The 24,828-nt window shown below is 59.4% G+C and carries 22 protein-coding genes and 1 tRNA gene; 9 read left to right on the top strand and 14 right to left on the bottom strand.

The annotated features are described in order from the left end of the window. Positions 1 to 39 precede the first annotated feature (39 nt). The 7 genes from addA to ahcY all read right to left on the bottom strand — a co-directional run bounded on the left by addA (position 40) and on the right by ahcY (position 12,651). Positions 40 to 3,471, bottom strand: a complete 3,432-nt coding sequence (gene addA, locus AAFX04_06710; GenBank protein ID MEO1045111.1) for a double-strand break repair helicase AddA — start codon at positions 3,469 to 3,471, stop codon at positions 40 to 42. Beyond that, complete coding sequence (gene addB / locus AAFX04_06715) at positions 3,468 to 6,506, bottom strand: double-strand break repair protein AddB (GenBank protein MEO1045112.1); 3,039 nt, start codon at positions 6,504 to 6,506, stop codon at positions 3,468 to 3,470. The genes addA and addB overlap by 4 nt, the downstream gene beginning before the upstream one ends. Beyond that, the gene (locus AAFX04_06720; protein ID MEO1045113.1) at positions 6,499 to 7,215 is read right to left on the bottom strand and encodes a nucleotidyltransferase family protein; all 717 of its coding nucleotides are present in this window, start codon (positions 7,213 to 7,215) and stop codon (positions 6,499 to 6,501) included. Before AAFX04_06720 ends, addB begins: the two co-directional genes overlap by 8 nt. Beyond that, entirely contained in the window at positions 7,202 to 8,233 is a 1,032-nt protein-coding gene (locus AAFX04_06725) for a phosphotransferase (GenBank protein ID MEO1045114.1), read from the bottom strand. The genes AAFX04_06720 and AAFX04_06725 overlap by 14 nt, the downstream gene beginning before the upstream one ends. Further along, on the bottom strand, positions 8,230 to 8,670 hold the full coding sequence (tsaE, locus tag AAFX04_06730; protein ID MEO1045115.1) for a tRNA (adenosine(37)-N6)-threonylcarbamoyltransferase complex ATPase subunit type 1 TsaE: 441 nt from the start codon (positions 8,668 to 8,670) through the stop codon (positions 8,230 to 8,232). Before tsaE ends, AAFX04_06725 begins: the two co-directional genes overlap by 4 nt. After that, positions 8,667 to 11,027 carry a PAS-domain containing protein gene (locus tag AAFX04_06735; protein ID MEO1045116.1) on the bottom strand — a complete coding sequence of 787 codons (2,361 nt, stop codon included), beginning with the start codon at positions 11,025 to 11,027 and terminating at the stop codon, positions 8,667 to 8,669. The genes tsaE and AAFX04_06735 overlap by 4 nt, the downstream gene beginning before the upstream one ends. Positions 11,028 to 11,247: 220 nt before the next feature. Beyond that, a complete protein-coding gene (gene ahcY / locus AAFX04_06740) occupies positions 11,248 to 12,651 on the bottom strand; it encodes an adenosylhomocysteinase (protein MEO1045117.1) in 1,404 nt (467 codons plus the stop codon). A gap of 238 nt (positions 12,652 to 12,889) precedes the next feature. Between ahcY and AAFX04_06745 the strand changes: the two genes are divergently transcribed. Next, positions 12,890 to 13,366 (top strand): peroxiredoxin, encoded by a 477-nt coding sequence (locus AAFX04_06745; protein MEO1045118.1) that lies wholly within the window; start codon positions 12,890 to 12,892, stop codon positions 13,364 to 13,366. Positions 13,367 to 13,443: 77 nt separating this feature from the next. Here the strand turns inward: AAFX04_06745 and folE are convergent, their stop codons facing one another. Continuing rightward, the gene (gene folE, locus AAFX04_06750) at positions 13,444 to 14,064 is read right to left on the bottom strand and encodes a GTP cyclohydrolase I FolE (GenBank protein MEO1045119.1); all 621 of its coding nucleotides are present in this window, start codon (positions 14,062 to 14,064) and stop codon (positions 13,444 to 13,446) included. Between the two features lie 222 nt (positions 14,065 to 14,286). Between folE and AAFX04_06755 the strand changes: the two genes are divergently transcribed. The 3 genes from AAFX04_06755 to AAFX04_06765 all read left to right on the top strand — a co-directional run bounded on the left by AAFX04_06755 (position 14,287) and on the right by AAFX04_06765 (position 17,458). After that, a complete protein-coding gene (locus AAFX04_06755; protein ID MEO1045120.1) occupies positions 14,287 to 15,510 on the top strand; it encodes a bifunctional alpha/beta hydrolase/OsmC family protein in 1,224 nt (407 codons plus the stop codon). 95 nt (positions 15,511 to 15,605) lie between these two features. Beyond that, complete coding sequence (locus AAFX04_06760; protein MEO1045121.1) at positions 15,606 to 16,949, top strand: dicarboxylate/amino acid:cation symporter; 1,344 nt, start codon at positions 15,606 to 15,608, stop codon at positions 16,947 to 16,949. A 104-nt stretch (positions 16,950 to 17,053) separates the two neighbouring features. Further along, positions 17,054 to 17,458: a host attachment family protein gene (locus tag AAFX04_06765; GenBank protein ID MEO1045122.1), complete on the top strand. Its 405-nt coding sequence runs from the start codon at positions 17,054 to 17,056 to the stop codon at positions 17,456 to 17,458. Between the two features lie 77 nt (positions 17,459 to 17,535). On the opposite strand, the gene AAFX04_06770 is transcribed toward AAFX04_06765, so the two are convergent. Further along, positions 17,536 to 17,612 (bottom strand) — tRNA-Arg (locus AAFX04_06770). A 47-nt stretch (positions 17,613 to 17,659) separates the two neighbouring features. Continuing rightward, entirely contained in the window at positions 17,660 to 18,073 is a 414-nt protein-coding gene (locus tag AAFX04_06775) for a (deoxy)nucleoside triphosphate pyrophosphohydrolase (GenBank protein ID MEO1045123.1), read from the bottom strand. 100 nt (positions 18,074 to 18,173) lie between these two features. On the opposite strand from AAFX04_06775, the gene AAFX04_06780 reads away from it, so the two are divergent. Together AAFX04_06780 and AAFX04_06785 are read left to right on the top strand one after the other, a co-directional pair. Next, entirely contained in the window at positions 18,174 to 18,353 is a 180-nt protein-coding gene (locus AAFX04_06780) for a Flp family type IVb pilin (protein ID MEO1045124.1), read from the top strand. 129 nt (positions 18,354 to 18,482) lie between these two features. Then, entirely contained in the window at positions 18,483 to 18,656 is a 174-nt protein-coding gene (locus tag AAFX04_06785) for a Flp family type IVb pilin (protein ID MEO1045125.1), read from the top strand. A gap of 197 nt (positions 18,657 to 18,853) precedes the next feature. On the opposite strand, the gene AAFX04_06790 is transcribed toward AAFX04_06785, so the two are convergent. From AAFX04_06790 to AAFX04_06805, 4 genes are read right to left on the bottom strand one after another with little or no spacing between them, the layout of a single operon-like run. Continuing rightward, entirely contained in the window at positions 18,854 to 19,804 is a 951-nt protein-coding gene (locus tag AAFX04_06790) for an acetyl-CoA carboxylase carboxyltransferase subunit alpha (protein ID MEO1045126.1), read from the bottom strand. Between the two features lie 27 nt (positions 19,805 to 19,831). Beyond that, positions 19,832 to 20,773 carry a tyrosine recombinase gene (locus AAFX04_06795; protein MEO1045127.1) on the bottom strand — a complete coding sequence of 314 codons (942 nt, stop codon included), beginning with the start codon at positions 20,771 to 20,773 and terminating at the stop codon, positions 19,832 to 19,834. Between the two features lie 9 nt (positions 20,774 to 20,782). Next, positions 20,783 to 22,690 (bottom strand): hypothetical protein, encoded by a 1,908-nt coding sequence (locus tag AAFX04_06800; protein MEO1045128.1) that lies wholly within the window; start codon positions 22,688 to 22,690, stop codon positions 20,783 to 20,785. Further along, positions 22,690 to 22,848, bottom strand: coding sequence for a hypothetical protein (locus tag AAFX04_06805; protein ID MEO1045129.1), 159 nt, complete (start codon positions 22,846 to 22,848; stop codon positions 22,690 to 22,692). Before AAFX04_06805 ends, AAFX04_06800 begins: the two co-directional genes overlap by 1 nt. A 236-nt stretch (positions 22,849 to 23,084) precedes the next feature. Here AAFX04_06805 and AAFX04_06810 point away from each other — a divergent pair, with 236 nt between their 5' ends. Genes AAFX04_06810 through AAFX04_06820 form a run of 3 tightly spaced genes read left to right on the top strand, consistent with a single transcriptional unit; the run spans position 23,085 to position 24,818 of the window. Next, positions 23,085 to 23,570 (top strand): shikimate kinase, encoded by a 486-nt coding sequence (locus tag AAFX04_06810; protein ID MEO1045130.1) that lies wholly within the window; start codon positions 23,085 to 23,087, stop codon positions 23,568 to 23,570. After that, positions 23,558 to 24,682: a 3-dehydroquinate synthase gene (gene aroB / locus AAFX04_06815; protein MEO1045131.1), complete on the top strand. Its 1,125-nt coding sequence runs from the start codon at positions 23,558 to 23,560 to the stop codon at positions 24,680 to 24,682. Before AAFX04_06810 ends, aroB begins: the two co-directional genes overlap by 13 nt. Further along, a complete protein-coding gene (locus AAFX04_06820; GenBank protein ID MEO1045132.1) occupies positions 24,675 to 24,818 on the top strand; it encodes a DUF2256 domain-containing protein in 144 nt (47 codons plus the stop codon). Before aroB ends, AAFX04_06820 begins: the two co-directional genes overlap by 8 nt. Positions 24,819 to 24,828 lie beyond the last annotated feature (10 nt).

Here is a 24,828-nt window from a genome sequence, read left to right on the forward strand (position 1 = left end):
AAGCGCAAGACCAAGGCGATTCAGCTTTGCTTTGTCCGGCTATACCCATTCTTTTGCGATATCGGTGAGCGCGGTTTCATCGGGCCACAGCATTGTGGCATTGCTGGTATAGAGCAGTCCAAGCCTGACCCGGTGGTCCGGATAGATATGCCGCAGCGCCAAGCCATAGGCCGCCATTTGCCGCAGGTGCGCGGCGGGAACAGCATCTGTGTTGTCGGGTGGATTGCGTCCGGTCTTGAAATCAATCGCCGTAACCTCTGTCTCGCCGATCAGCAGCCGGTCGATAGTGCCGCTGATGACCTGATCGTCGACCGGGACGGCCAGTGGCACTTCGGCCCGCGATTGCGGACCAAATAGCGGTGCAAATTCGGCTGCATCAATGATCGCCAGCACCGAGCTGATCATATCCGCGCGCTCAGCATGAGTAAAACCCTGTGCCCTGCGTTCGAGCCACGCAGCAGCCCTCTCGGACCGCTCTTCAGTGACGACATCGGGTAGCCTCTCGAACAATGCGTGCAACAATACCCCTCGCTCGGCCGCCTTGCGCATCGCCGAACTGTTGACTGGCGGCGAGGCCCAGCCATCTTCGCCCAGCGCCGAAGGCGCCAAGGGGCGCGGTGGACGCGCTTCCTCGGGAGCCGGTGTTATTGCCCATTGCGGCAAACTGTCGACGTGATCCGCTACCGAACCAGCATTGCCTGGCGCTGTAGCCAGAAAATGCAGCATATCACCATAGTGCTGCTGATCGCCCCATATCGGATCCTCCTTTGCGCCAATGCCCTGTTGCTGCATCACCTGCGATGCCAACGCATGCCAGCTATTGGCTGCCACCATGCCGGTGCGCCCATTGACGGTGCCGGCAAGATAAAGTCGCTCCTCGGCACGGGTCATCGCGACATAGGCAAGCCGCCAATGTTCGGCCATGGCAAGGTCCTCCTCGCGCGCATAGGCCTCTGCCACTGCGCCGGAACGCTCGGCTTTTGGCACGGGCAATAATGGCAAAGTCGCGGTTTCACCAAAATCATCAGTCAGCATCAGATCGACCGAACGCACTGGCGAGGCATGGGGATCGATGGCGCTGTCGGCGAGGATAACGATTGGTGCCTGCAACCCCTTGGCACCATGCACCGTCATCACCCGCACTTCGTCAGCACCCTTGATGTCGCGCTTGATATCGGTGTCCGATGCCTCGAACCAGTGCAGGAAGTTCTGCATCGTCGGATGATGGTCACGCTCAAAGCCCTGGGCGATGGACAGAAACTCGTCGAGCGGATCGAGACATTCGGTACCGAGTCGTGCGATCAATCGGGCCCTGCCCCGCAAAGGCCCGCTTAGCAGCTGCTCGAAAAAGCCATAGGGCGTGTCGTAATCGGCCATGGCCAATAGTGCACGCAGCCTCTGGATACCAGGGTCATCATCGGCCAGCGTCTGGCGCAAATGCTCCCACAGACCGAGATGATTGGGACGATGCGCCGCTTCATCAAGCCGGTCATGGCTCCAGCCAATCAGCGGCGAGACCAGCAGATTGGCAAGGTTGAGGTCATCATGCGGCTGTAGCGTAAAGCGCCCGGCAGCACACAGGTCACGCACCACCAAGGGCTGGCCGACACGCAGCCGGTCAATCCCCGCCACTGCGATACCGCGGGCATAGAGCCGCGCCACGATCAGCCGGGCCAGATCGCCGCGTTTCCTAAGCAGGATCATGATATCGCCCGGCGTAGCAGGACGTGGCGTCTCACCCTTGTTGAGCCGAAGGCCACGTTCGAGCCAGTCATCCACCTGCGCGGCGATATTGTCGGCCAGCTCACGGTCAGGCTGCGACATCCAGCCCTCGGCGCCCTCGCCAGCGCTGTCGCTATGACAGTGGCCATCCGCATAGTCAGCACCCACGGCTGACCACAGCGTCACGCTGCCGGGGAATTTCTGACCATGATGCGGCGGTGAGGGATCGGGCAGGTGCAGTGCCTGATGTCCGAGATGACCAAGGCAGAGATCGACAAAATCGAGCATGGTCTGGGCCGAGCGAAAGCTGCGTGCCAGCGATAGCTCGTTCATCCGCCGCTCCGACTGGCTGATCACTCTTTGGAATGTGTCTCTTGCAGCTTGGTAGAAAATTGGGTTGGTACCCTGGAAGCTGTAGATCGCCTGTTTGAAATCCCCCACAGTAAACAATGTCCGCTGCCGTTCGGTGGCACCTTCACCGGCAAAAAAATCCGAGGTTAGTCCGGCGACAATCTGCCATTGCAGCGCATTGGTATCCTGCGATTCATCGACCAGTATATGGTCATAACGCCGGTCGAGCTTGTAACGGATCCATGCCGCCATGGTGCTGTCCAGCAGCAGCTCGGCAGCATTTCGGATCAGATCATCGAAATCGAGCACGCCGTCGCGTCGCTTGCGACGGTCAAACAGCGCGCCAAAACGCCGCCCCAGTTCAAGCGCCGGAACCATGCGTTCGACAAGCTCGATCAAAGCCCGCTTCTGCTGCACAGCCTGCACCGCTTCGATCAGCCCCTGTGCCAGATTATCATAATCGGGTTCGGCTTTAAGCTGGCCCGGAGAGACTTTGCGTGGCTCACCTTTGGCGGTCAGTACACACAGCGCCAGTTCGTCGAGCATGGCCAGACGCCCCGCACCATCGCTACCCTGCCAGCGCGCGATCACATCGCAATGCCCAAGCCCTGTCTTGGTGCCCCATTGGCGGTTCGCTGCTACCAGGGCTGGTAACATCGCATCGGGGACGAGACCTTGCCCCAGAAGCTCGGCAAGTGCCTCCAGACTGTCGTCGGTCTCCAGCCCCAGCCCGCGCCGCAATAATGGAGCGAGCGGACGGTCAGGATATTTCCACAGATCGGGCCGCGCGGCGCAGCGCTGGAGAAAATCCATAAAGCCCGCCTCACCCAGCGACAGCGCCAGATCCTGCACAGTTGCGAATAGCTCAGCATCGGCGGCCTGTTCGGCCTCTACCAGCAACGCCTCCAGCGTCGCATCGGTGAGCTGCCCCGCCTCGCGCTCATCGAGTGCGGCAAAACCGGGGGCAATCCCGGCCTCGATCGGGAAGCTCGCGAGCAGCGACTGGCAAAAACTGTGGATCGTCTGGATCGCAATACCGCCACCCGGCGCATCGAGCACGGCAGCGAACAGGGTTCGCGCCTGCTTCACTGCTTTCGGGCCGATATCGGCACCTATCGCGGCAAGGTCTTTGCCGAGCTCGGTATCGCTCGCCCGCACCCATCGCGCCAGCTGGCTGCTGATGCGGTCGGCCATTTCAGCGGCAGCGGCCTTGGTAAAAGTCAGACACAATATATGTTCGGGACGCACACCCGGTGTCAGCAGCAGCCGGAAGACCCGTGCAGTGAGCACCTGGGTCTTGCCGGTGCCGGCGGAGGCGCTCAGCCAGATGGTGCTGTCGGGCACCACTGCGGCGCGCTGATCCTCAACCAGCGGATGGAGATGGCCGCCGTCGCTCATCCGTCTCCTCCTGGCGCCATATCGCGCGCGCGGCCATACCATTCCTCTAACCGGCTCAGGTCATCATAGTCATTATAGCCAGGATAATCGGGGTCAGGTTCGGCGGTGAATGGTTCATTGCCAAATATCCAGCGGTCGAGCGCATCGTCGAGAAACACCACCATAGTGGGCAGGAACTCCTCCGGCTGGAGGCCCGATCGGGCGGAACCGACACGCAAGGGCTGCTTGCGATAGCCAAAAGTCCCAACCTTGCTGTCGCGTGCGAGCGACCAATATTCGACCGTCTCTACCGTGCCCTTCATACTCTCAAAGCCATCACATTCGGCGATCAGTGACAGCACGCCGAGCTGCATCGCATAACCGGTTTCGAGCTGGCGAGCGGTGGGTGGCTGGCCGATTTTGTAATCGATGATGATCAGGCCGCCATCGCTGCTGCGGTCGATCCGGTCTGCCGTCCCTTTGAGCGTCACACCATGATAGTCGATACGCCCCGTTACCTCGGCGGCGAGTATTTCGCGTCCGTCGCTGCGCAGCCTCTCTGTCTCTTCGGCAATCCAGCGCATCGCCGCATCGATGCGCGGGCGCCAGACGGCGCGCAATATCGGAAAATCCACCTGCTCCTGCCAGAAACGATCTAGCCGGATAGCGAGTAATGCCGGGTCACTGCCATCCTGCTTGATCCAGTCTTCCAATATCGCATGCACCGCAGTGCCGCGCCACGCCGCGCTGGGTGGTGCGTCAGGGCTGTCGATAGAACGCAATCGCAAGATTTTCCCGGCGTAAAAGGCAAAAGGTGCGCCGCGCAAACGGTCGAGATCGGTTGCCGCCAATGTGACTTGGCGCCGGTCTGCCGATGGTGCCGGTGCCGGAGTGGCGATACGCTGTGGTGGCAACTGCCTATCAAGCTGGCGCGCCAGCATCAGGCTGGCCCGGTCGCTCTGCAATCGGTTGCCGAGCATCGCCTGCAAACGCCGCAAAAAGGGTGAGGCGATGGTGATACCCTCGGCGTCGCGTGCCGCCCGGGTGAGTACACATTCGGGCGCTCCGAGCGCGGCAGCAAGGTCATGCGCGCTCAGGCCATTGCTATATTCCACAGTCGGCATGCCGAGCTTACGGCGCAGCATTGGCGGAATGAACGGATCGGGGTCAGGCTGTTGCGGCCACTTCCCAGTGTTGAGACCGGCGCAGATCATAAGATCGGCACGTTGCAACCGTGCTTCGAGCAGCCCGAAAATAGCCACACGCGGATGTTGGCCATAACCAGGGCGGATGGCGATATCGGCGAAAAAACCGCGCAGCATCACCGGAAGTTCGTCCGCCGGTGCGATCAATCCAGCGGCTTGTGCCTCGCCCTCCAGCGCCGACAGGCTGTCAGCCAGGGCACGACCTGCCTGACCCTGCCAGATTGCGCCTGCCGTCAACCGGTCAGCACAATCGCGCACCGCCGCCAACCAGTCCGCCAGCGGCTTTTCGGTCAGTGATGCGCCTTCTCCCAGCGGTGCGAGATAATCCGCCTGCACTTCGTCCCAGAACCCTTGCACCGATTGCGCCGCCTCGCTGTCGCTTTGCTTGCGATCCGCGAAATGGCGGGTAATCTGGCGGGTAATCGCCGCCGGGCCCAGTCCGGTGCGCGGACCGCGTAGCGCCAGATCGAGCGCACGCACCTGGCTCAGCCATTCGCCGCGCAGCCTGTCCCCGGTCACCAGCGGGTGTTTCAGCATGTCGAGCAATGCCACCGGCGAAAAGCGGCTTGCCAGAGCCTCGACAATCGAAAGCAGAAGGCTGCCCGGCGGTGTCTCGCCCAGCGGTCGGCCCGCACTGTCATCGGCGGTGATGTTCCAGCGCGCCAGATGTCGCGCCACCCGGCGCGCCAATGTGCGATCAGGCGTGACTACCGCGACGCGTTTTTCTGGCGTTTCCAGTGCCTCGCGCACCAGCAATGCGACCATCTGCGCTTCCTCGCCCAGCGTATCGCACTCGATCAGCCGCACATTGGGTAACCGCCTTTCAGCGCTCTCAAGCGCGCGCCAGCGCCCGCTATGCCGCGCTGGCAGAAAGACATTGCTGATCGTACGGCTGGTCGCGGGCGGCGCTGCACCTGGCCCCGAACGGTGCCAGTTCCGCACCTCGTCACGACGCACGCTCATGCGGTCGAGCAGCAACCGCAAATGATATTGCGGATGGTTGATCTGATGCCCTGCCCTGTCGTCATTGTCATCGGCAGCGACAGGATCATCGTCCCTGCTCAGCCGCGGCATCAGGCCCTGCCACACATCCTCATCAAGGTTGAGATCAAGACCCGGCAGAATCACGCTGCCGCCATCGGCAAAGGCGATGGCACGCAGCAGCCTGGCCACAGCAGGTGCCGGAGTGGTGATACCGGCGGCGATCAGGTCACCGCCCGGATGATCCGCGATGGTTTTGGCCGCGTAGCCAAATAACAGGTTGCGCCGTCTGGCGGCATCAAGCCGGTCCTGCCCGGCACAATAATCCTGCCACTGCCGGGCGACATGGTGCACCAGATCGAGTGTTACCTGCCAATGCTTTGCCAAGGCATCCTGATGCTCTGTGACCAGGGTATCGAGCCCGCCATGGTCCTGTTCTTCCACTGCCAGCTGATCGAGCATGGTGGCAAATTCGCGTGCCAGTCGGAAACTTTCGGCCAGGCTGAGCGGTTGTTTGCGTGTCGTCTGATAGGCGCGGATCGATGAAGCCAGCACAAACTGACGGTGCAGCGGATCTATCTCCGCCAGGATATCGGCCTGACCCAGCGGATCGAGCCCAGGACCGACCGATTCAGCCAGTTCGCTGTCGCCGATCACTACCATTTTCGGCAGCAATAGTCCGCCTTCAGACTGGCGCACAAAGGCATCGAGCATCGCCCGCCGCGCGCGCTGATTGGGTAGCAACAAGGTCAGTGCGGCAAGCCCGTCCGCACGGTTGCGATAGCGGGCCACCAGCCCGGTAGCGAGGGCATCGGCAAAGCCGCGATGCGGCAATATGGTATAGATTGATGGCTGTCTGGCCTCAGCCATATTGCAGCAGATTCTCGGTCGGCGCTATTGCCGCCGGGGTGCCGACATCGCACCACAGCCCTTCATGCACGGTGCCGAACAACCGATTCTCGGCAATAGCGCGTTCCCACAGCAGCATTGTCGAAAATGGCCCGTCAGGGGCATCGCGGAGCAGCCGGTGCGATACGATCTGGATACCGGTATAAATAAAGGGCGCAATCCGACGCGGACGGCGGCGCGTCAGTCGGCCAGAAGCGTCCATATGGAAATCACCCAAGCCGGCATGCTGCACCGCCCTTTTGTGCGGCACCACGAGCAGCAGTGCATCCATGCGGTCGATATCCCAGTGCTGGCTCAGCGCAGCAAAGACATTATGCGGGCCATCAAGCCAGACATTGTCGCTGTTGATGCAAAAAAACGGATCGCGATCGATCAGCGGCAGTGCCTTCTTCATGCCGCCACCGGTTTCAAGCAGTGCGTCACGCTCATCGGATATGTGCACCTCCATCGGCAGGGCCATGGCCTGGATATGCGCTTCCAGCGTATCGGCAAGATAATGCACATTGACCACGGCGCGCATCACTTCCGCATCCCACAATTTCCCGAAGACATGGTCTATCAGCGGCTTACCCGCCACCATCACCAGCGGCTTGGGCCGCGTCGTGGTCAGCGGCCGCATGCGCTTGCCATAGCCGGCAGCCATGATCATCGCGGTATCAGTGACCAGCATGATCACCCAACCTCTCGACCAAACCCCCGCCCTCGCGATATTCCGCCGGAATATTGGTCGCGAACCATGACGCCAGCGGTGCTGCAGCTGGATGTGCCAGATCCCGTTCGAGATAGCGCCAGACCCTCGGGATGAAATCAAGATAGCGTGGTTTGTCATCGCGCCGCATCAACCGGGTGAAGATGCCGATAATCTTGAGATTGCGTTGTGTTCCCAGCACCGCATAATCGCTCACAAATTGTTCGGATGCGCGGGTCTGGGCGATGAAATAGGCCAGCATTTCATCCTCGATCGCTTGCGGCACATCGCGGCGTGCATCCTGCAGCAATGACATCAGGTCATAGGCGGGGTGGCCAAGCAGCGCATCCTGGAAGTCAAGTAGCCCCTGCCTGCCATTTTCCAGCAGCATGATGTTCTCTGCGTGATAGTCACGCAACACCACCACAGGATGCTCCTGCGCCGCGATCACCGGCTGCAACGCCTCATCCAGCGCAGCAATAAAACCCGACTCATCGACGGACAGTCCCTGCGCCGGGCAATACCATTCGCAGAATAGCATCGCCTCACGGCGATAGGTTTTCTCATCATAGAATGGCAGGTTGGGCAATGTCTGGCGGTGCAGCGAGGCCAGTGTCTTGACCGCACGGCGATATACTGCCTGCTCCTCATCCGGTGCCATCTCATCGGCTGCCTCGCGCATACGGTCATTGCCGAAATCCTCCAGCAACACTAACCCCGTCTCTCTGTCAGCGGCGAAAATCTCTGGTGCTTTCAGCTTGTTGTTACAAAGATATGCAGCAATATCGAGAAAGGGTGCGACATTTTCTTCGGGCGGCGGAGCAACCATCAATATCGCCCGGCCCAATCCATCGGCACTGTCGCCATGGCGGACGCGATAATAGCGACGAAATGAAGCGTCGCCAGGAATCGGGAAGATTTCCGCCCCGTTCCAGCCGGCTACCGCCAGAAAATCCTGTATCAGCCGGTCATCATCCCGCGCCAATTCTTTCCCGGTCATGCCAACCGCTCTTTCCACTCACTACCCATATTCAGCGTTATCGAACGCAAATCGTGATCGTCAACCGCTATCGTGATACCCAGATGCCTCGCCCCTGACAGGCCGCCTGCCATTTCCGGCCATTCGGCGATCATCACCGCTTGATCACGCTGTTCGTCCAGGCCCAGTTCTTCCGCCTCGTCAGGATCTTGCAACCGGTAAAAATCGCAATGCAACACCGGCAAACGCACTTCAGGCGGATCATAATGGTGGACAATGGCAAAGGACGGGCTGGCGACTTCGCCATGATAGCCGAGACCAAGGATGATGGCGCGCGCCATGCTGGTCTTGCCGGCGCCGAGCGGGCCGCTGAGACCGATGGAATCGCCAGTGTGCAGTTTGCCAGCCAACCGCCCTGCCCAGTCGAGCATCGCCTGCTCATCGGCAAAGCGGATCATTGTGGCAGCACGATTGTAGCCATGGTGCCAACGCCGAGCTCCGACGCCAATTCGAAACGCCCGCCATGCGCCAGCACGATTTCACGCGCCAGCGCCAACCCCAGCGCTTTTCGCCCGGAGGATTCGCTGTCGCCGGCATTGCGCGACACCGCAATGCCATCATTGATCGAGGCCACCAGCGAAGCATCCATGCCGGGACCATCATCTGACAGGATCAGCCGCAGCGAGGATCCCTTGGGACGTGCGTCGACCACGATGCGCCCCTTCTCACCGATATGCTCGATGCTGTTATCGATGATGTGTCCCAGCGCCTGCGCCATGCGTTCGCGATCGATTGAAAGTTCGGTGACGTCATCGGCGATATTGATTTCGACCTCATGGCCGAGCGTATCAATGCGCTGTTGGCGTTCGGCTGCAAGGGCAGAAAGCAGATCGCTGACCGCAACCTTCTGGCGCGACAGCGGCAGCGTCCCCGCCTCGCTCTGACTGAGATCAAGCACAGTGTTGATCTGAGTACCGAGCTTTTCCACCGAATTGAGTATCGCGGCGACATATTCCTCGGCCTCAGGCGTCAGCGGCCCGGCCAACCCATTGGCCAGCATTTCGGCAAAACCGCCAATCGAGGTCAACGGCGTGCGGAATTCATAGGACATGTTGGCAAGGAATTCGGACTTGATCCGCTCTGCGCTGACCAGCGCCTCATTGCGTTCACGCAGCGCATTCTCGACATTTTGGCTGTCGGAGATATCGAGCATGGTGAACAACGCATTGCCATCGGGCAACGGTATCGCGGCATATTGATAATGGGTATTATTGGCCAACACCAACCGCCCGGCTTTTTGCTTGCGCTCGACACTGGCGGAGCGAATGACCTCACGCACCTCGGATATATAAGCAGGGCGCTTGAGTCTTTTGGCCAGCACCTTGAGCAGTTCATCGACACGCGGATGAGCGGCGAGGATATCCTCCTCGACCTGCCAACAATCACCGAAGCGACGGTTCCACAGGTGTAACTTGCCGTCAGGGGCAAATACCGCAAGTGCCTCGAACAGATTGTCGAACATCGCAGTGCGCACCCTCAGCAGCGTGTCCCGCGCCGAGGCCAGTTGCACCTGTTCGGTGCGATCCTCGAAAAACAGCACCAACCCGCCATCGGGCGTGGGCTGGGCAACGACGCGCAAATGGATACCATCGCCGAGCAGCCAGTTTTCCTCGCTTGCCGCAGTCTGCTGGAACCATTGCTTGCGCTCGACGCGCCAGGCCGGGAAGTCACGAGTTTCCGGCAGACGACCGCCCTCGCGCATACGGTCGAGCAGCCTGTCAAACTCAATATCTTCGGATATCCATTGCGGCCGGATGGCAAATAACCGCTGGAAGGGCTGATTGCAGAAGATCATTGTCCGCTCGGCATCGAATTGCACCACACCAGCAGAAAGCTTGTCGAGCATGTCGCGCTGCGCCTGGCGGAAGCGTCGCAAACCATCGCGCGCCGCATGGAGATCCTGCACATCGAGCGCATAGCCGGCGATGCCGCGCTTGCCGATGGGCACATCGACAATTTCCAGCATGCGCCGACGGCCATCGACAGTTGTTGATACAGTACGCCGCTGAATCTGGCCGGTTTCAGCGGCATCGGCAGCAAAGGCACGGGCATTGCGGCCTTCGACCGGCTCGACCAGTTCTACGCCCTGTTCCACCACATTGTCGGCACTGGCATGACCGACAGCCCGGACATAGGCGCTGTTGACCAACACCAGTCGCAAATCCTGACCACGATACCACATCGGCATCGGTGCCGCTTCGATCAGTCCCGACAGCGCAGCAAAGGCGCGCCTTGCCTCCGCCGCATCATCTGTCAGCTGTTCTATGGCATTCTGGCTTTCGGTGGCGTCATAGACCCAGAGCAGCGCCGCATTGGCCGGCATCGCCGCCGGATCGGACAGCCGACCCTTGACCAGCAAGCGCCGCGATGACCTGGCGACACGCACCTCCAGGGTAAATCCGTTGCCACTGCGCTGGACCGCGCGGATCGCCTCATCGAGCGCGCTGTGATCCTCCCCGACCATGCCTTGCCCGCTTTCCTCGGCATCGAGCAGCTCGGAGAAATAGGCCGGCAGCGCATCAAGCCCGAACCAGCGACCAAGCTTGTTGTTGCCCTCAAGCCGACCATCGGAGCGCACCAGCAGCGGTTGCGCCGGAGACTCGTCCAGGAGGCGCGAAAGGCGGCGCGAACGCCGCTGCTGTGCCTGCGACCGGTTGCGCATCGACAGTCCGGTAAAAACAGCCCATCCTGCAGCGACAAACCACAGGGCGAACAGCATAGCGATACCGATCAGGGCTGCTGGTGAGAAGGTCATGTGCGTCTTTTACTCTTAGCGCATATCACGGCAAGCAGGCTGTCACCGATCCCGGAAGCGGAGTTTGGCGATGACGGTTGATGCCCGCAAATATTCCATGATTGCGATCCCCTCAATCTGTTACATTTCAGCAGGCTAGTCGCATCATTGCCCGAGGCCAACAAAAAAGGCCCGCTCCCGGCGGAGCGAGCCTTTGATGCTGTGCGATATCGCGGTGAGATCAATAGCGATATTCGTCGGTCTTGAACGGGCCCTGCTGATCGACACCGATATAGTCGGCCTGTTCTTCGCTAAGCTCAGTGAGTTTCACGCCCAGCTTGTCGAGATGCAGGCGGGCTACCTTTTCATCAAGGTGCTTGGGCAGGACATAGACCTGATTGTCATACTGGTCATGGCGTTTCCACAGCTCGATCTGGGCCAGCACCTGATTGGTGAAGCTGGCAGACATGACGAAGCTGGGGTGGCCGGTGGCGTTGCCCAGGTTCAGCAGGCGGCCCTGCGAAAGCAGGATCATCCGCTTGCCATCGGGAAATTCGACCATATCGACCTGCGGCTTGATCTCGGTCCATTTCAGGTTGCTCAGCGCACCGACCTGAATTTCATTGTCGAAATGGCCGATATTGCCGACAATCGCCATGTCCTTCATCGCCCGCATGTGATCGATGGTGATGACATCCTTGTTACCCGTGGTGGTGACGAAGATATCGGCGGTCGGTGCAACTTCTTCCAGCGTGGTGACCGAAAAGCCGTCCATCGCCGCCTGCAAGGCGCAGATCGGGTCGATTTCGGTGACGACGACGCGGGCACCAGCGCCACGCAGTGATGCTGCAGAACCCTTGCCGACATCACCATAGCCGCAAACCACCGCGACCTTGCCGGCCATCATCACATCGGTGCCACGGCGGATGCCGTCTACCAGCGACTCCTTGCAGCCATATTTGTTGTCGAATTTCGACTTGGTGACACTGTCGTTCACATTGATTGCCGGGAATGGCAGCTTGCCCTTCTTGGCGAGGTCATAGAGGCGGTGGACGCCGGTGGTGGTTTCTTCCGATACACCTTTGATCGCTTCTACCGTCTTGGTGAGATAGCCAGGTGACTTTTCCAGACGGCGCTTCAGCGTGGCGACAAAAGCCTCTTCTTCCTCGTTCGAAGGAGTGAAGAGTTCCTCACCTGCCTCGACACGTGCGCCCCACAGCGCATACATGGTGGCATCGCCGCCATCGTCGAGGATCATGTTGCAGGTCTCGCCATTTTCGGCACCCCAGTCGAAGATGCGATCAACATAATCCCAATATTCTTCCAGCGTCTCACCCTTGACCGCGAACACCGGAATACCCTGCGCCGCAATCGCCGCGGCGGCATGGTCCTGGGTCGAATAGATGTTGCACGAAGCCCAGCGAACCTCTGCACCGAGCGCCACCAGAGTCTCGATCAGCACCGCAGTCTGGATGGTCATGTGCAGCGAACCGGTGATCTTCGCACCCTTTAGCGGCTGTTCCGCACCGAATTCCTCGCGCAGTGCCATCAGTCCCGGCATTTCGGTTTCGGCAATGGCGATCTCCTTGCGACCGAAATCGGCCTCGGAAAGATCCTTGATGATAAAGTCTGCACCATGATCCAGTTTGGTCACGACAAATTCTCCACATTTTGAGGGTCGGAGCCGATCGCTCCGGTTGCGCTTGCCCTTAGCGATCCTTGCGCCTCTAAGCAAATATAAAGATTCCTTTATATGTTTTCGCCAGCGATTGGAGAGACAAGAGGGCAATAGTCAATCAGGGCTTGCACTGACCCCCAGGCTATACGACATAGCAATGCGTTCAGATGCGATTGTTCCTACGCACTATCCAGGAGATCAGAAGATGATAGAAGAAGGTCAGAAGCTCCCCGAAACCAATCTCGTCAAAGCCACAGAAAACGGCCCCGAACAGGTGTCGTCCAGCGACTATTTTGCCGGCAAGAAAGTGGCGCTGTTCTCGGTTCCGGGCGCTTTTACCCCGACCTGCTCGGCGCAGCACCTGCCCGGCTTTGTCCAGAAAGCCAACGAGTTGCGCGCCAAGGGCGTGGATGAAATTGCCTGCACCGCCGTTAATGACGCCTTTGTCATGAGTGCATGGAACAAGGCCGCCGGCTCCGCCGACATCACCATGCTGGCCGACGGCAATGGCGATTTCGTCACCGCGATGGACCTGACCATGGACGGCAGCGGTTTCGGCATGGGCAAGCGCGGCCAGCGCTTCTCGATGCTGGTCAATGACGGCGTGGTCGAGAAGCTGTTTGTCGAGGCACCGGGCGACTTCCGGGTCAGCTCAGCCGAGCATCTGCTCGAAGCGCTATAAGGGAATAGCTGCCCTAACAAGAAAAGGCCCGGAACAGCCATGCTCCGGGCCTTTTCTTTTATGTAATCAGATCGTTATCAATAGCCCATAAGCTTCATCACTTCATCGCGGCTACGAGGATCATCCTGGTAACAGCCCATCATACGGCTGGTTACCATCTTCACATCCGGCACTTTTACGCCGCGTCCGGTCATGCAGCCATGGGCCGCTTCGATCACCACAGCGACACCGCGTGGCTCGAGATGATCCCAGATGCATTCTGCCACTTCGGCTGTGAGGCGTTCCTGCACTTGCAGGCGGTTCGCATAACCGTGTAATACGCGCGCAAGCTTCGATACGCCAACAATCCTCTTGTCCGGCAAATAGGCGATATGCGCTGTGCCTACGATCGGGACCATATGGTGTTCGCAATGTGAATTGAACGCAATATCCTTCAAAAGAACAATGTCGTTATATCCCCCCACTTCCTCGAACTGACGGTCGAGATGAACTGATGGATCTTCCTGATTGCCACGGCAAAATTCAAGCCAGGCGCGTCCTACACGCTTGGGTGTATCGACCAAGCCTTCACGCGTTGGGTCATCCCCGACCCACCGAATCAGGGTGCGAACCGCTTCCTGTACATGTTCGGGGACATCGGGCTTACCGGGCTCGAGGCTCTTGTCCGTCTCTAGCTCAGACGTATTGATATAGTTCATTAATAATTCCTTGGTCCATGGAAATGACAGGCCGAAGTGGTGCGGGGAATCGTACCTGGATGAATATAACGGCTATGGAGAAATATGGTTCCTCGTAGCTGATAATATACAAGCGCGTCGTTTCGAGTAGCTTGCTTGGTTAATATCAGCATCCCGAGCGCCATTTTCAACCCCAGGCTAGATCCACCTTGTGTCTGTCGCTGACTGCACTAAACAGAAGGCATGACCAGTCAGAAAATTGATTTCACCAACGCAAAAGACATAAAATTATCAGGCACTTTGGAGCTTCCTGCCGCCGGGCCGGTTCGCGGCTATGCGCTGTTTGCCCATTGCTTTACCTGTACCCAGGCCAGCCATGGAGCACGGCGTATCTCCGAAGCGCTGGGCGGCATGGGGATTGCCACTTTGCGCTTCGATTTTACCGGTCTGGGCCGCAGCGAGGGTGACTTTGCGGATAGCCATTTCTCATCCAATGTTTCCGATATCATTGCCGCAGCGGAATATCTGACCGGGACATATCAAGGCCCGGCCTTGTTGATTGGTCACAGCCTTGGCGGTGCCGCCGTGATTGCGGCGGCTGAACATGTACCATCGGCGCGCGCGGTGATTACATTGGGTGCGCCTTTTGCCGTCGACCATGTCCTTGGCCAACTTGGCGATGCTGTTGAGCGGATCACACAGGATGGCGAAGGCGAGGTCACCATTGGCGGCCGTCCCTTCTACGTCAATCGTGACTTTATCGACAACGCCCATGGCCAGGACCAGGCGGCGCGCCTCGGCAAGCTGCGCCGCGCCTTGCTGGTGCTGCATTCACCTACCGACACCATTGTCGGTATTGATGAAGCGCGACAGATATATGAGGCGGCAAAGCACCCCAAGAGCTTTGTTTCGCTCCCTGATGCCGATCATCTGCTCACCGATGCGGACCAGGCGCGCTATGTCGCCGCGATTATAGCCGCATGGGCTGTGCCGCACATCGCGACCGAGGCACAGGACCAGCAAGCCGGAGACGCGACAGCGGAAGGCGAAGTGCTGGTCGAAAGCGCAGGCGGCAAGTTCAGCCAGCGTGTCACTGCCGGAGCGCATAGCTTCATCGCCGATGAGCCGCTCAGCTTTGGCGGCAGCAATTTGGGTCCGACACCCTATGATCTGCTGCTCGCTGGACTGGGGAGTTGCACAACCATGACAATCCAGATGGTGGCGAAGCGCGAAAAAATCCCACTCGACCATGTCAACGTTACCGTGCGCCACAAACGCTGTCACAGCGAGGATTGTCAAGAAGCCGGCAGAGGCCGTCCGCGCATAGAGATTATCGAGCGCGATCTGCATTTCACTGGCGCGCTGGATGAAGCCCAGCGGGCAAGACTCTTGGAGATCGCCGATAAATGCCCGGTCCACAGGACATTGGAGGCCGATCCGATCATCCGGACGAAACTGGTGGATTGAGACGCCGTTGATTCTTCGGATAAGACACGTTGCGGTAACAAGGCTGTCTTACCGATAATGCAGCCTTGTCTCGCACATGATGATTTCGAGGCCATATGCCGATAGCCGCATTTTCTGAACTGCCGCCAATACGTCTGGGCCAGCAATATTCCAAGATACAGAGCTGGGTCAGCACCCGGCTTTGGGCCCAGGTGATGGTGGCGCTGGTGCTGGGCATTATCGCCGGCCTGATTTGCGGGCCCGAAGCAGGGCTTGTGTCTGCCGATACTGCACAATCGCTGGGGAACTGGCTCGCCTTGCCGGGGCAGCTGTTCCTCGGGTTGATCGCGATGATTCTGATCCCGCTGGTCTTCGCCTCGATAATCGGCGGCCTGACCGGAAGCGGGTCGGGCGATGCCCTGCAACAAATCGGGTTGCGTTTCGCCATATTCGTGATTGCCACCACCTTTGCCGCTGCGGGTATCGGGATCATGCTGGCGACAACACTGGCACCGGGCGCAGGTCTGGCTGGTTCAATCGCCATCAGCACCGCCATGCCCATACCCGAAGCGGCGGAGACCGGGATCGACCTTGGCAGTGCGCCGGAAATCATTTCCAATATCCTGCCAACCAACCCGACAGCATCGGTGGTCCAGGGCGATCTGATGGCAGTGGTCGTGTTCGCCCTGATGATCGGCATTGCCGCGACACAGGTGGCGCGCGACAAGATTGCGCCGTTCCTCTCGGTGCTCGATGCCCTGTTGTCGATCTGCATGACCATCGTCAAATGGGCGATGTATCTGGCTCCATGGGCGGTGTTCGGCATGATGGCACAACTGGTCATGCGCATCGGTCTGGATACGCTGCTCGGCGTTTCCGCCTATGTCGGAACGGTTCTGCTTGGCCTGTTCCTGCTGCTTTGCCTCTATCTTGCGATTCTCACAATTTTCGGTCGCATTGCCCCTGGTGCGTTTTTCCGTCATGCCGGGGAGACCCTGCTGCTTGCCTTTTCAACCTCCAGTTCCACTGCAGTCATGCCCAGCACCGTCGAGGCGGCAAAGAAGATGGGCGTTTCGCGCGAAGTGGCCAATCTGGTGGCACCGCTGGGCGCTACGATGAATATGGCCGGCACTGCACTGTATCAGAGCGTTGCTATTCTTTTTCTGGCGCAAATGTCAGGAATAGAATTATCCACCAGCCAGATCATGCTGATGACGATAACGCTGGTGGCCTCTTCCATCGGCGCGCCCGGCACACCGGGTGTCAGCATTGCGATACTGGTCAGCGTCGCCGGGGGCTTTGGCATTCCGGCGGACGGCATGGTTATCGTCATGGGTGTGGACAGGCTGCTCGATATGAGCCGCACCAGCGTCAATGTCGCCGGTGACCTGACTGCGTGCGCCCTGCTGCGCAATGTTGCCATTCCCGATACCGAAGAACAGGCTGCGCAAACCGGTTAGGCAGTTGTAACACGCCAACTCGCATATGGACGTGATGCACACCGGACACTATTCTTCCTGCGTTACGATTTTCATTCCCCGAAAAACCAGAAGAAAGAAACAACATGCCCCATTCGACTATTCCGACAAACTGCCTCGTCGTGGTTGCCACAGGCGCAGAGGCCAAACTCTACCGCAATATCGGTGATGACAGGATTAAACTGCGTGCTGAAGGAGCATTGACCCCCAAGGACCTGCTCTCCAGCGGTCCCTCGGGCGGGCATGTGCCCAGCTCCTCCCCGCGCGAGACAGATGAAGCCACTTTTTCGAAGCAGCTCGCGCATCACCTCTACGCATTGGCGCAACAAGGCAAGTTTGACAGCCTGGTTCTCGCCGCAGATCCGGCCAGCCTGGGTGAGATACGGCCACAGCTGCACAAGGAAGTGACCGACAGGATCGTGCTGGAAATGGCCAAGACGCTGACCAATTCCTCGATCCAGGAGATCGAGCGCTCGATCCAGAGCAACTGAAGGTCAATGCAGGAAAATGGCGCGCCCGGCAGCAGCCCCGGAGCGGAGCGTAGGGAATGGCACGAGGATTGAAAAAATGGCGCACCCGGAAGGATTCGAACCTCCGACCCCCTGATTCGTAGTCAGGTACTCTATCCAGCTGAGCTACGGGTGCGTTTTTCGATTTTGCAATCGCCGCTTGGCGCGGGCCTCGGCACATAGTCAGGCACGTTGCGCTTGGCAACCGCTTTTTTGTTCAAGCCTGGCAATAAACGGCTCATCCGCCGGTGGCATGGGCAGGCTGCGCATCTCTTCCGGCGTTGCCCAGCATAGCTCTTCGGCATGCAGCGCTTCGGGCTGACCCTGCCAATAGTCAGTCTGATAGAGCAACAGCAACAGATGTCGCCCATCCAGCGGTTCGCTGGCAAAGATCAGCGGCGTGCAGTCCTTCGCCCTGACCATAACACCGAGCTCCTCACTGATCTCTCGCACCAGTGCCTGTTCCGGGCTCTCTCCGGGTTCGACCTTGCCGCCGGGGAACTCCCACAGTCCCGCCATCGACTTACCCCGGGGACGTTTTTGCAGAAGGAAGCAGCCATCATCGCGACGCATTGCCAGCGCCACGACAAAACGCATTGTCAGTATTTTTTCCAATCTGCGGCTCTCTTTCAACTCTTTGTTAAGACAATTGGGCGAAATAGCGGGTGTCGGGGAACTGTATAGACGGGAGTACGGGATGTTACAGGCTGTTTTGGGCATGCTGCTTTCGAAAAAGGGAGCGACCGCCATTGAATATGGTCTGATCGTCAGCCTCATAGCGCTGAGCGCACTCGCCGCGATGCAGAACTTCGGCAACAGAACCGATGCCATGTGGGATTATGTTGAAGAGAATATAACTGCCAACACGAACAACTGACCTTCGAAAACATTCGCAACTCTTAAGCTTTTCGAAAGAAGTTTGTTTTATCCCAAGCAACGCTCGTTCTTAACCGTTGAACAGGGGTAAGGGCTAGTCGGGTAATAAGTGTAACCTAGGAGACCTAAAATGAAAATGGTACGTAAAGTTTTCGCTGACAAGAAGGGCGCTACCGCCATCGAATACGGCCTGATCGCCGCTCTGATCGCAGTTGCAGCCATCACCGCCATGCAGGGCCTCGGCAACAACCTGTCGGGTACCTTCAACCAGGTATCGACCCAGCTCGAGAGCGGCAGCAACTAATCCACCGGATTAGTCACCGTAAAAGAAAGGGGCGGCCATTTGGTCGCCCCTTTTTTGTTGTGCCTGGCATTATCGCGACCGGCACTGGCTGGAATGTATGGCGATATCCCTGCCGATGCTTTCGACAAGACTGCCTGCGGCGCATCGCAAATCGACGCGGAACCCTTTGAAACTCGGCTGTAGCGGTACCAGAGGCTTTAGCCCATTTCTCCGATAGCGAGGTATTTCTCGTGACGCATCTGACGTCGCTCAACTGCCGATTTGCTGGCCAGGTCATCAAGTTCTTCTTCAATCGCCAGCGCCAGCCCGGCAATGGCACTTGCAGGATCGCGATGGGCACCACCAACTGGTTCGTCGACGATATGATCTACAACCCCGAGAGTCCTGAGCTGCTGTGCGGTGATCCGCATGGCTTCTGCTGCCTCATCAGCCTTGTCCGCAGTGCGCCAGAGGATTGACGCACAGCCTTCGGGTGAAATCACGGAATAAACCGCATGCTCAAGCATCAGTACACGCTCGGCAGAGGCCAGCGCCACCGCGCCACCTGACCCGCCTTCACCGACAATCGCCGCAACCATTGGTACACGCAGTGACAGGCAGCGCTCAGTCGCACGGGCAATCGCCTCAGCCTGGCCGCGCTCCTCGGCATCAACGCCGGGAAAGGCACCCGAAGTATCGACCAGCGTTACCACCGGCAGGCCAAAACGCTCGGCCATGTCCATAAGCCGCACCGCTTTGCGATAACCTTCGGGGCGACCCATGCCGAAATTATGCTTGAGCCGGCTCTCGGTATCCGAACCCTTTTCATGACCGATGACCATCACCCGGCGATCACCAAGCCGGGCAAAGCCGCCGACAATCGCCGCATCCTCACCGAATAGCCGGTCGCCGCATAGCGGTACGAAATCGCTGAACATCTGCTCGATGAAATCGCGAAAATGCGGGCGTTCGGGATGACGCGCAACACGGCATTTCTGCCACGGTGTCAAATTGGCATAGGTCAGCGCCAGCATCTTGTCGGCCTTGACCTGCAGCTTGCTGATGTCGGCATCGAGATCGATGCCGTCCTGCTTCGCGGTATCGCGCAGCTCGCCGATGCGGGCATGCAAGGCGGCAATCGGTTTTTCAAATTCCAGAAAACTTGTCATCAATGACCCTTTATTCGCTAGTTGCGATTATCCGCTGGCCGTGTCAGCGTCAATCTTGCTGCCGATATTATGCGCCAGCGGATGGCGCTCATTAACCAGCGCTACCAGGCGTTCGGCATCGACATGGGTATAGATCTGTGTCGTCGAAATATCGGCATGGCCGAGCATCGCCTGCAGCGTACGCAAATCCGCCCCGCCCTGCAGCAAATGGGTAGCAAAGGCATGACGCAGCACATGAGGGCTGATCGTCGCCGGATCGAGCCCGGCCCGCTCTGCCGCCGCCTTCAGCATCTGGAACAGGCGGACCCGGCTAATATGGCTTTTGCGCGACGGGAACAGCCATTGTGTATCATCAGCCAGCGTCATGCGCCACTGCGCCAGCACCGCGCGCGCGCGATGTGACAGTGGCACCATGCGCTGGGTGCCACCCTTGCCGGTAATCAGCAGCATCCGCTGGTCCGGTGCATAGGCCCGTAGCGGCAGTGCCACCAACTCGCTCACCCGCAATCCCGAGCCATAAAGCAGTTCGACCATCACCAGCAGCCGCAATGCGGCGGTTGAGCCTGTCTCGGCCTGCGCAACTGCTTCAGCCTCGAGCAACGCAAACAACCGCTCGACAGCATCCACGTCCAGCGTTTTCGGCAAGGCACGCCGCGCCTTGGGGCGTTCCAGCGCCGCCGACGGATCGGTGCGGCAAATCTTTTCATCGACGAGAAAACGGAAAAACTGGCGCAACGCCGATATCTTGCGCGATACGGTAGATGGCGCAAATTCTTTCCAGTGCTGTGGCAAGGCCTGCAGTGCCGCCGCATCCGCCTGCGCAAGACGACCGCGCAAATAGTCTGAAGCCTGCTGCAGATCGCGTTCATAAGCGACCAGACTGTTGGATGCCGCACCCTTCTCCACGGCCATCATCGCCAGAAAGGCGGCAATATGCTGGTCATCGGTATTTTGGGGACCGTCCGGCATGACACGCCCTTATGCGCGGCTGACCGCCTCAACGGCGATCATCCGGGCCTCGGCTTCCAGCCCGACCCGGTTCAGCGCCTGCACGATGTGGTAAAGATGCGCCGGAGCCATGCCGGACCAGTCCTGCGCCTGCATACCCGCGGCGGCGACAATCGCTGTTAATGGCGCATTATTCGCCTCTGCGGCTTGGGCGAGTGCCTGCTGCCAGCGGCTCTCTGCGCGCAGGGCAAAACCATATTCCGCCGCCAATTCCTCGGCAATGGCATTGCTGGTACGATCCAGCGCCGCCATACCGGCAATCAGAAACGCGGTTTTGCGATAATTGTCGCTGGGGTCATTATCGGCAAAGTTGCGCAACAGCGATTCCGCCGTCTGCTCGCCGGTCGATGGTTGGCCCAGAGTAATCAGGCCCCAAGCCAGCGACCCTTCTGACACCAGCGAATCCCAGCGCACCGCATTACGATCGAGACCGGCAGAAAACATCGCCGCAACCAGATTGTCGGCACCATAGGCATAATCGCTCATAACCGGGAAACGCGCCGCCGCACGCGCAGTCAACACATGGTTGCCATAGCGCACCAGCGGGTTTTCCGAGCGGTTCCAGAGCTGTTCCAGCGCAGCCAGGCGGTCGCCCGGGTCACGCTGGCGATAGGCCTCACGCAGCAGTACAGTGCGCTGGCGCAGTCCTGCTGGGGTCGAGCCTTCGTCAAACGCCATGGCATAGAGATCAATGATGGCGCGGCTGGACAAAACCCCCATGGCAGCGGCGATTTCTGCGGATTGCAACCGCGCATCAAGGCTGGCCGCAGGATTCTCCGCGCGCCAGGCCTGGAACCGCCGGTCAGCCTGTTCATACAGCGCTTCGGGCGGTTGTGCCCCGGTTGCCGTAGCCAGGCCGAAACGCCACAGCGTCAGCCGGTCGACGCCATCCCAGTCGACCCTGACGGCGCGCCGGCCATTCACCCCGGCGCCCACAACTTTCTCTGTCAGCTGAAGGTCGATCTCGGCTGCGAGCTGGTTGTTCGATGCCCGGTCGATCTGGGCTGAAGCCGATGAAGAATTGCCAGACATGGCGGCGCAAATGGCCAAAACCAGCTGCCAGCGCGCATCATCGCTCTGCGCGGCGCCGCCGGTGGAAATCGGACAGAAACCGGTCAGGTCCGCGCTGGCGAGTGCAGCATCGCGCCCGGCGTCATAAAGCGGACCGGCATAGCGCGCCGCATCGACCTGTTGCGACAGATGCCGCGCCAGCGAACTTTCACCCATATTGATCAGTAGCCGGGTACGCGCGGCAATCCATGCGGTGTCATCGGCACCTGCAGGACTTTGCAGGTCGCTGACCAGCACCCGGCGCAGCAGGATATGGCCCCAGCGCGACACGATGGGCTTGTCGATATTGGCCAGTATCGAAGTGACATAGGGGCCGTTGACCGCCACCAGAGCACCGCTGTCAAACCCGCCTTGCGATGTCCCGATCAGGCCGACCTGGCCCAGTGTGCGGCGAGCGCGTACAGGCAGTGCCGAAGGGGCCAGTTCCTGCTCCACCAGCACATCTTCCAGCAGCGCATCGTCACCGACATCCCCGGCATCGGCGCTAACCGGCGCGTCCGACGGCAGCGGCTGGATGGTTTCAGGCGTTTCGGCAGGAGCGGTGAGAGCCGGTTGCGCTTCCACAGGCGGCGCTTGTGTCGGGACGGGTCCGGGTGCCGGTGTGGGGTTGGCAGCGGGCGGCGTCGGTTCTGCAGGCGCCGGGGTTGGTGCTGGTGCAGGGTCGCCAAATCCCGGTGGTAGCAGCGATTCCGGCGCATCCTGGTCCTGACCATAGATCGGGGCCATGGCGACACCCAGCACAGCTATCGCCAGCAGCGATGCCGCGCTCCGCCGGATGATGGTAGATGATCGTCGATAGTCAGTCATTATTCGCTATAATCCTCGACCACCGGCTCGGCAGCCTTGGGCTCAACGGCAATCTCGACGCGCGACAGGCTTTGCTCGCCACCGTTGACATAGCCGACAACACCGCCTGCTATCAGCAGCAATACAGCCAATACTGCCAATGTCTGAGCTTTACTCATCGCATTTACATCCCTCTAAACCGGCCCTGACAAGCGCTGTAACGGCCGCAGACCGTGCCCATCATTTTCTGTCCGCTGGGCACGCCAAATCACGCACCGCCCTTGCCTCTTCGTGCAACCCAATTATAGCCATCAGCATAATGCAACAAGGACGAAATCGGAGTAAGCGGCCATATTCGGGGAAAACCGCAGCAAGACCGGACGATATTGATCGGCCGATTGTCCTAGTGGGACTGATGGGGTGTGGCAAAAGCACCATCGGTCGACGGCTGGCCAATGTCCTTGCCCTGCCCTTTGTCGATGCCGATGAAGAGATTGAGAAAGCCGCGAACCGCAGCATCAGCGAGATTTTCGAGGATTATGGCGAAGCCCAGTTTCGCGATGGCGAAAGGCGGGTGATTGCCCGGCTCATCGGTGAAGAACCGATTATACTGGCCACCGGCGGTGGTGCGTTTATCAATAACGAAACCCGAGCACTGATCAAACGCGACGCGCTGTCAATCTGGCTCGATGCCGATCTCGACACTTTGACCGAACGCGTGTCGCGCAAGAACACACGGCCACTGCTGCAGGGCAAATCGCCGCGCACCGTGCTGGAAAAGCTCGCAGCCGAGCGCAATCCCATCTATGGCGAGGCTGATATGCGGGTCACCAGCGCATCGGGCCCGCATATGGCAACCGTGGAGCGCATATTGGAGGCTTTGGCCGCATGGCAGTCCTGAATCTCGATCTCGGTGAGCGTTCCTATGCCATCACCATAAAACCGGGACTGCTCGATGAGCCGGCGGAGGTTTTGCAGCCGCATGCCAGCAAGAACCGGCTGCTGATCATCACCGACGCCAATGTCGGAATGCTCTATGGCGAACATTTTGTCACCAGCCTGGAACGGGCTGGCATCGCCGCATCCATGCTGACGCTGCCCGCTGGCGAGGACAGCAAAAGCTGGGCCCGGCTGGAGGAGATCACCGACTGGCTGATCGATCAGGGTGTAGACCGGAGCGAGACAATCATCGCCCTTGGCGGCGGTGTGATCGGCGATCTTGTCGGGTTGGCCAGCGCGCTGGTCAAGCGCGGCTGCGGCTTTATCCAGATTCCAACCAGCCTGCTGGCCCAGGTTGACAGTTCGGTCGGCGGCAAAACCGCAATCAACAGCCGTGCCGGCAAGAATTTGATCGGCGTGTTCCACCAGCCAAAGGCGGTGTTCATCGACCCTAAAATGCTCAACACCCTGCCGCCGCGCGAAATGCGTGCCGGCTATGCCGAGGTAGTGAAATATGGCCTGATCGGCGACCGTGACTTTTTCGACTGGTGCCGTGACAATGGTACAGCACTGCTCGCTGGCGACCATGACCGCGCCGAACAGGCCATCCATATCAGCCTCAAGGCCAAGGCGGATATCGTTGCCGCAGATGAACGCGAAACCCGAAATGTGCGCGCGCTGCTCAATCTGGGGCATACATTCGGCCATGCGCTGGAGGCGGAGACCGGTTTTTCCGACAGCCTGCTCCACGGGGAAGCGGTGGCTTTGGGCATGGTACTGGCACATGATTTTTCGGTCGAACAGGGGCTGTGCCCGGCAGAAGATGCCGAGACGCTGCGCCAACACTTTGCCACCACTGGCCTGCCAACGGTGCTGGCCGATGCCGGGATCGATTCCGGCGGTGAGGCGTTGGTGACACATATGGCGCACGACAAGAAGATGACCGCAGGGCAGCTGCCCTTCATTCTCAGCCACGGCATCGGCAAGGCCTTTGTCAGCAGTGATACATCGCTTGCCATTGTCAGTGATTTTCTCGACCGCCAGCGCGGCAAAAAGGCTCTTTGCGATGCCTAATGGTGTCGCCAAGCGCGATCTGCCGCAAAAGATCTGCCCTGCATGCAATCGCCCGTTCAGTTGGCGCAAAAAATGGGCGCGGGACTGGAACAATGTGGTCTACTGCTCGAAGCGCTGTCGCAGCAGCAGCAAATAAGCCCGCCTAT

The sequence above is a fragment of the Pseudomonadota bacterium genome (assembly GCA_039818985.1).
Classification (GTDB): Bacteria; Pseudomonadota; Alphaproteobacteria; order Sphingomonadales; family Sphingomonadaceae; genus Alterisphingorhabdus.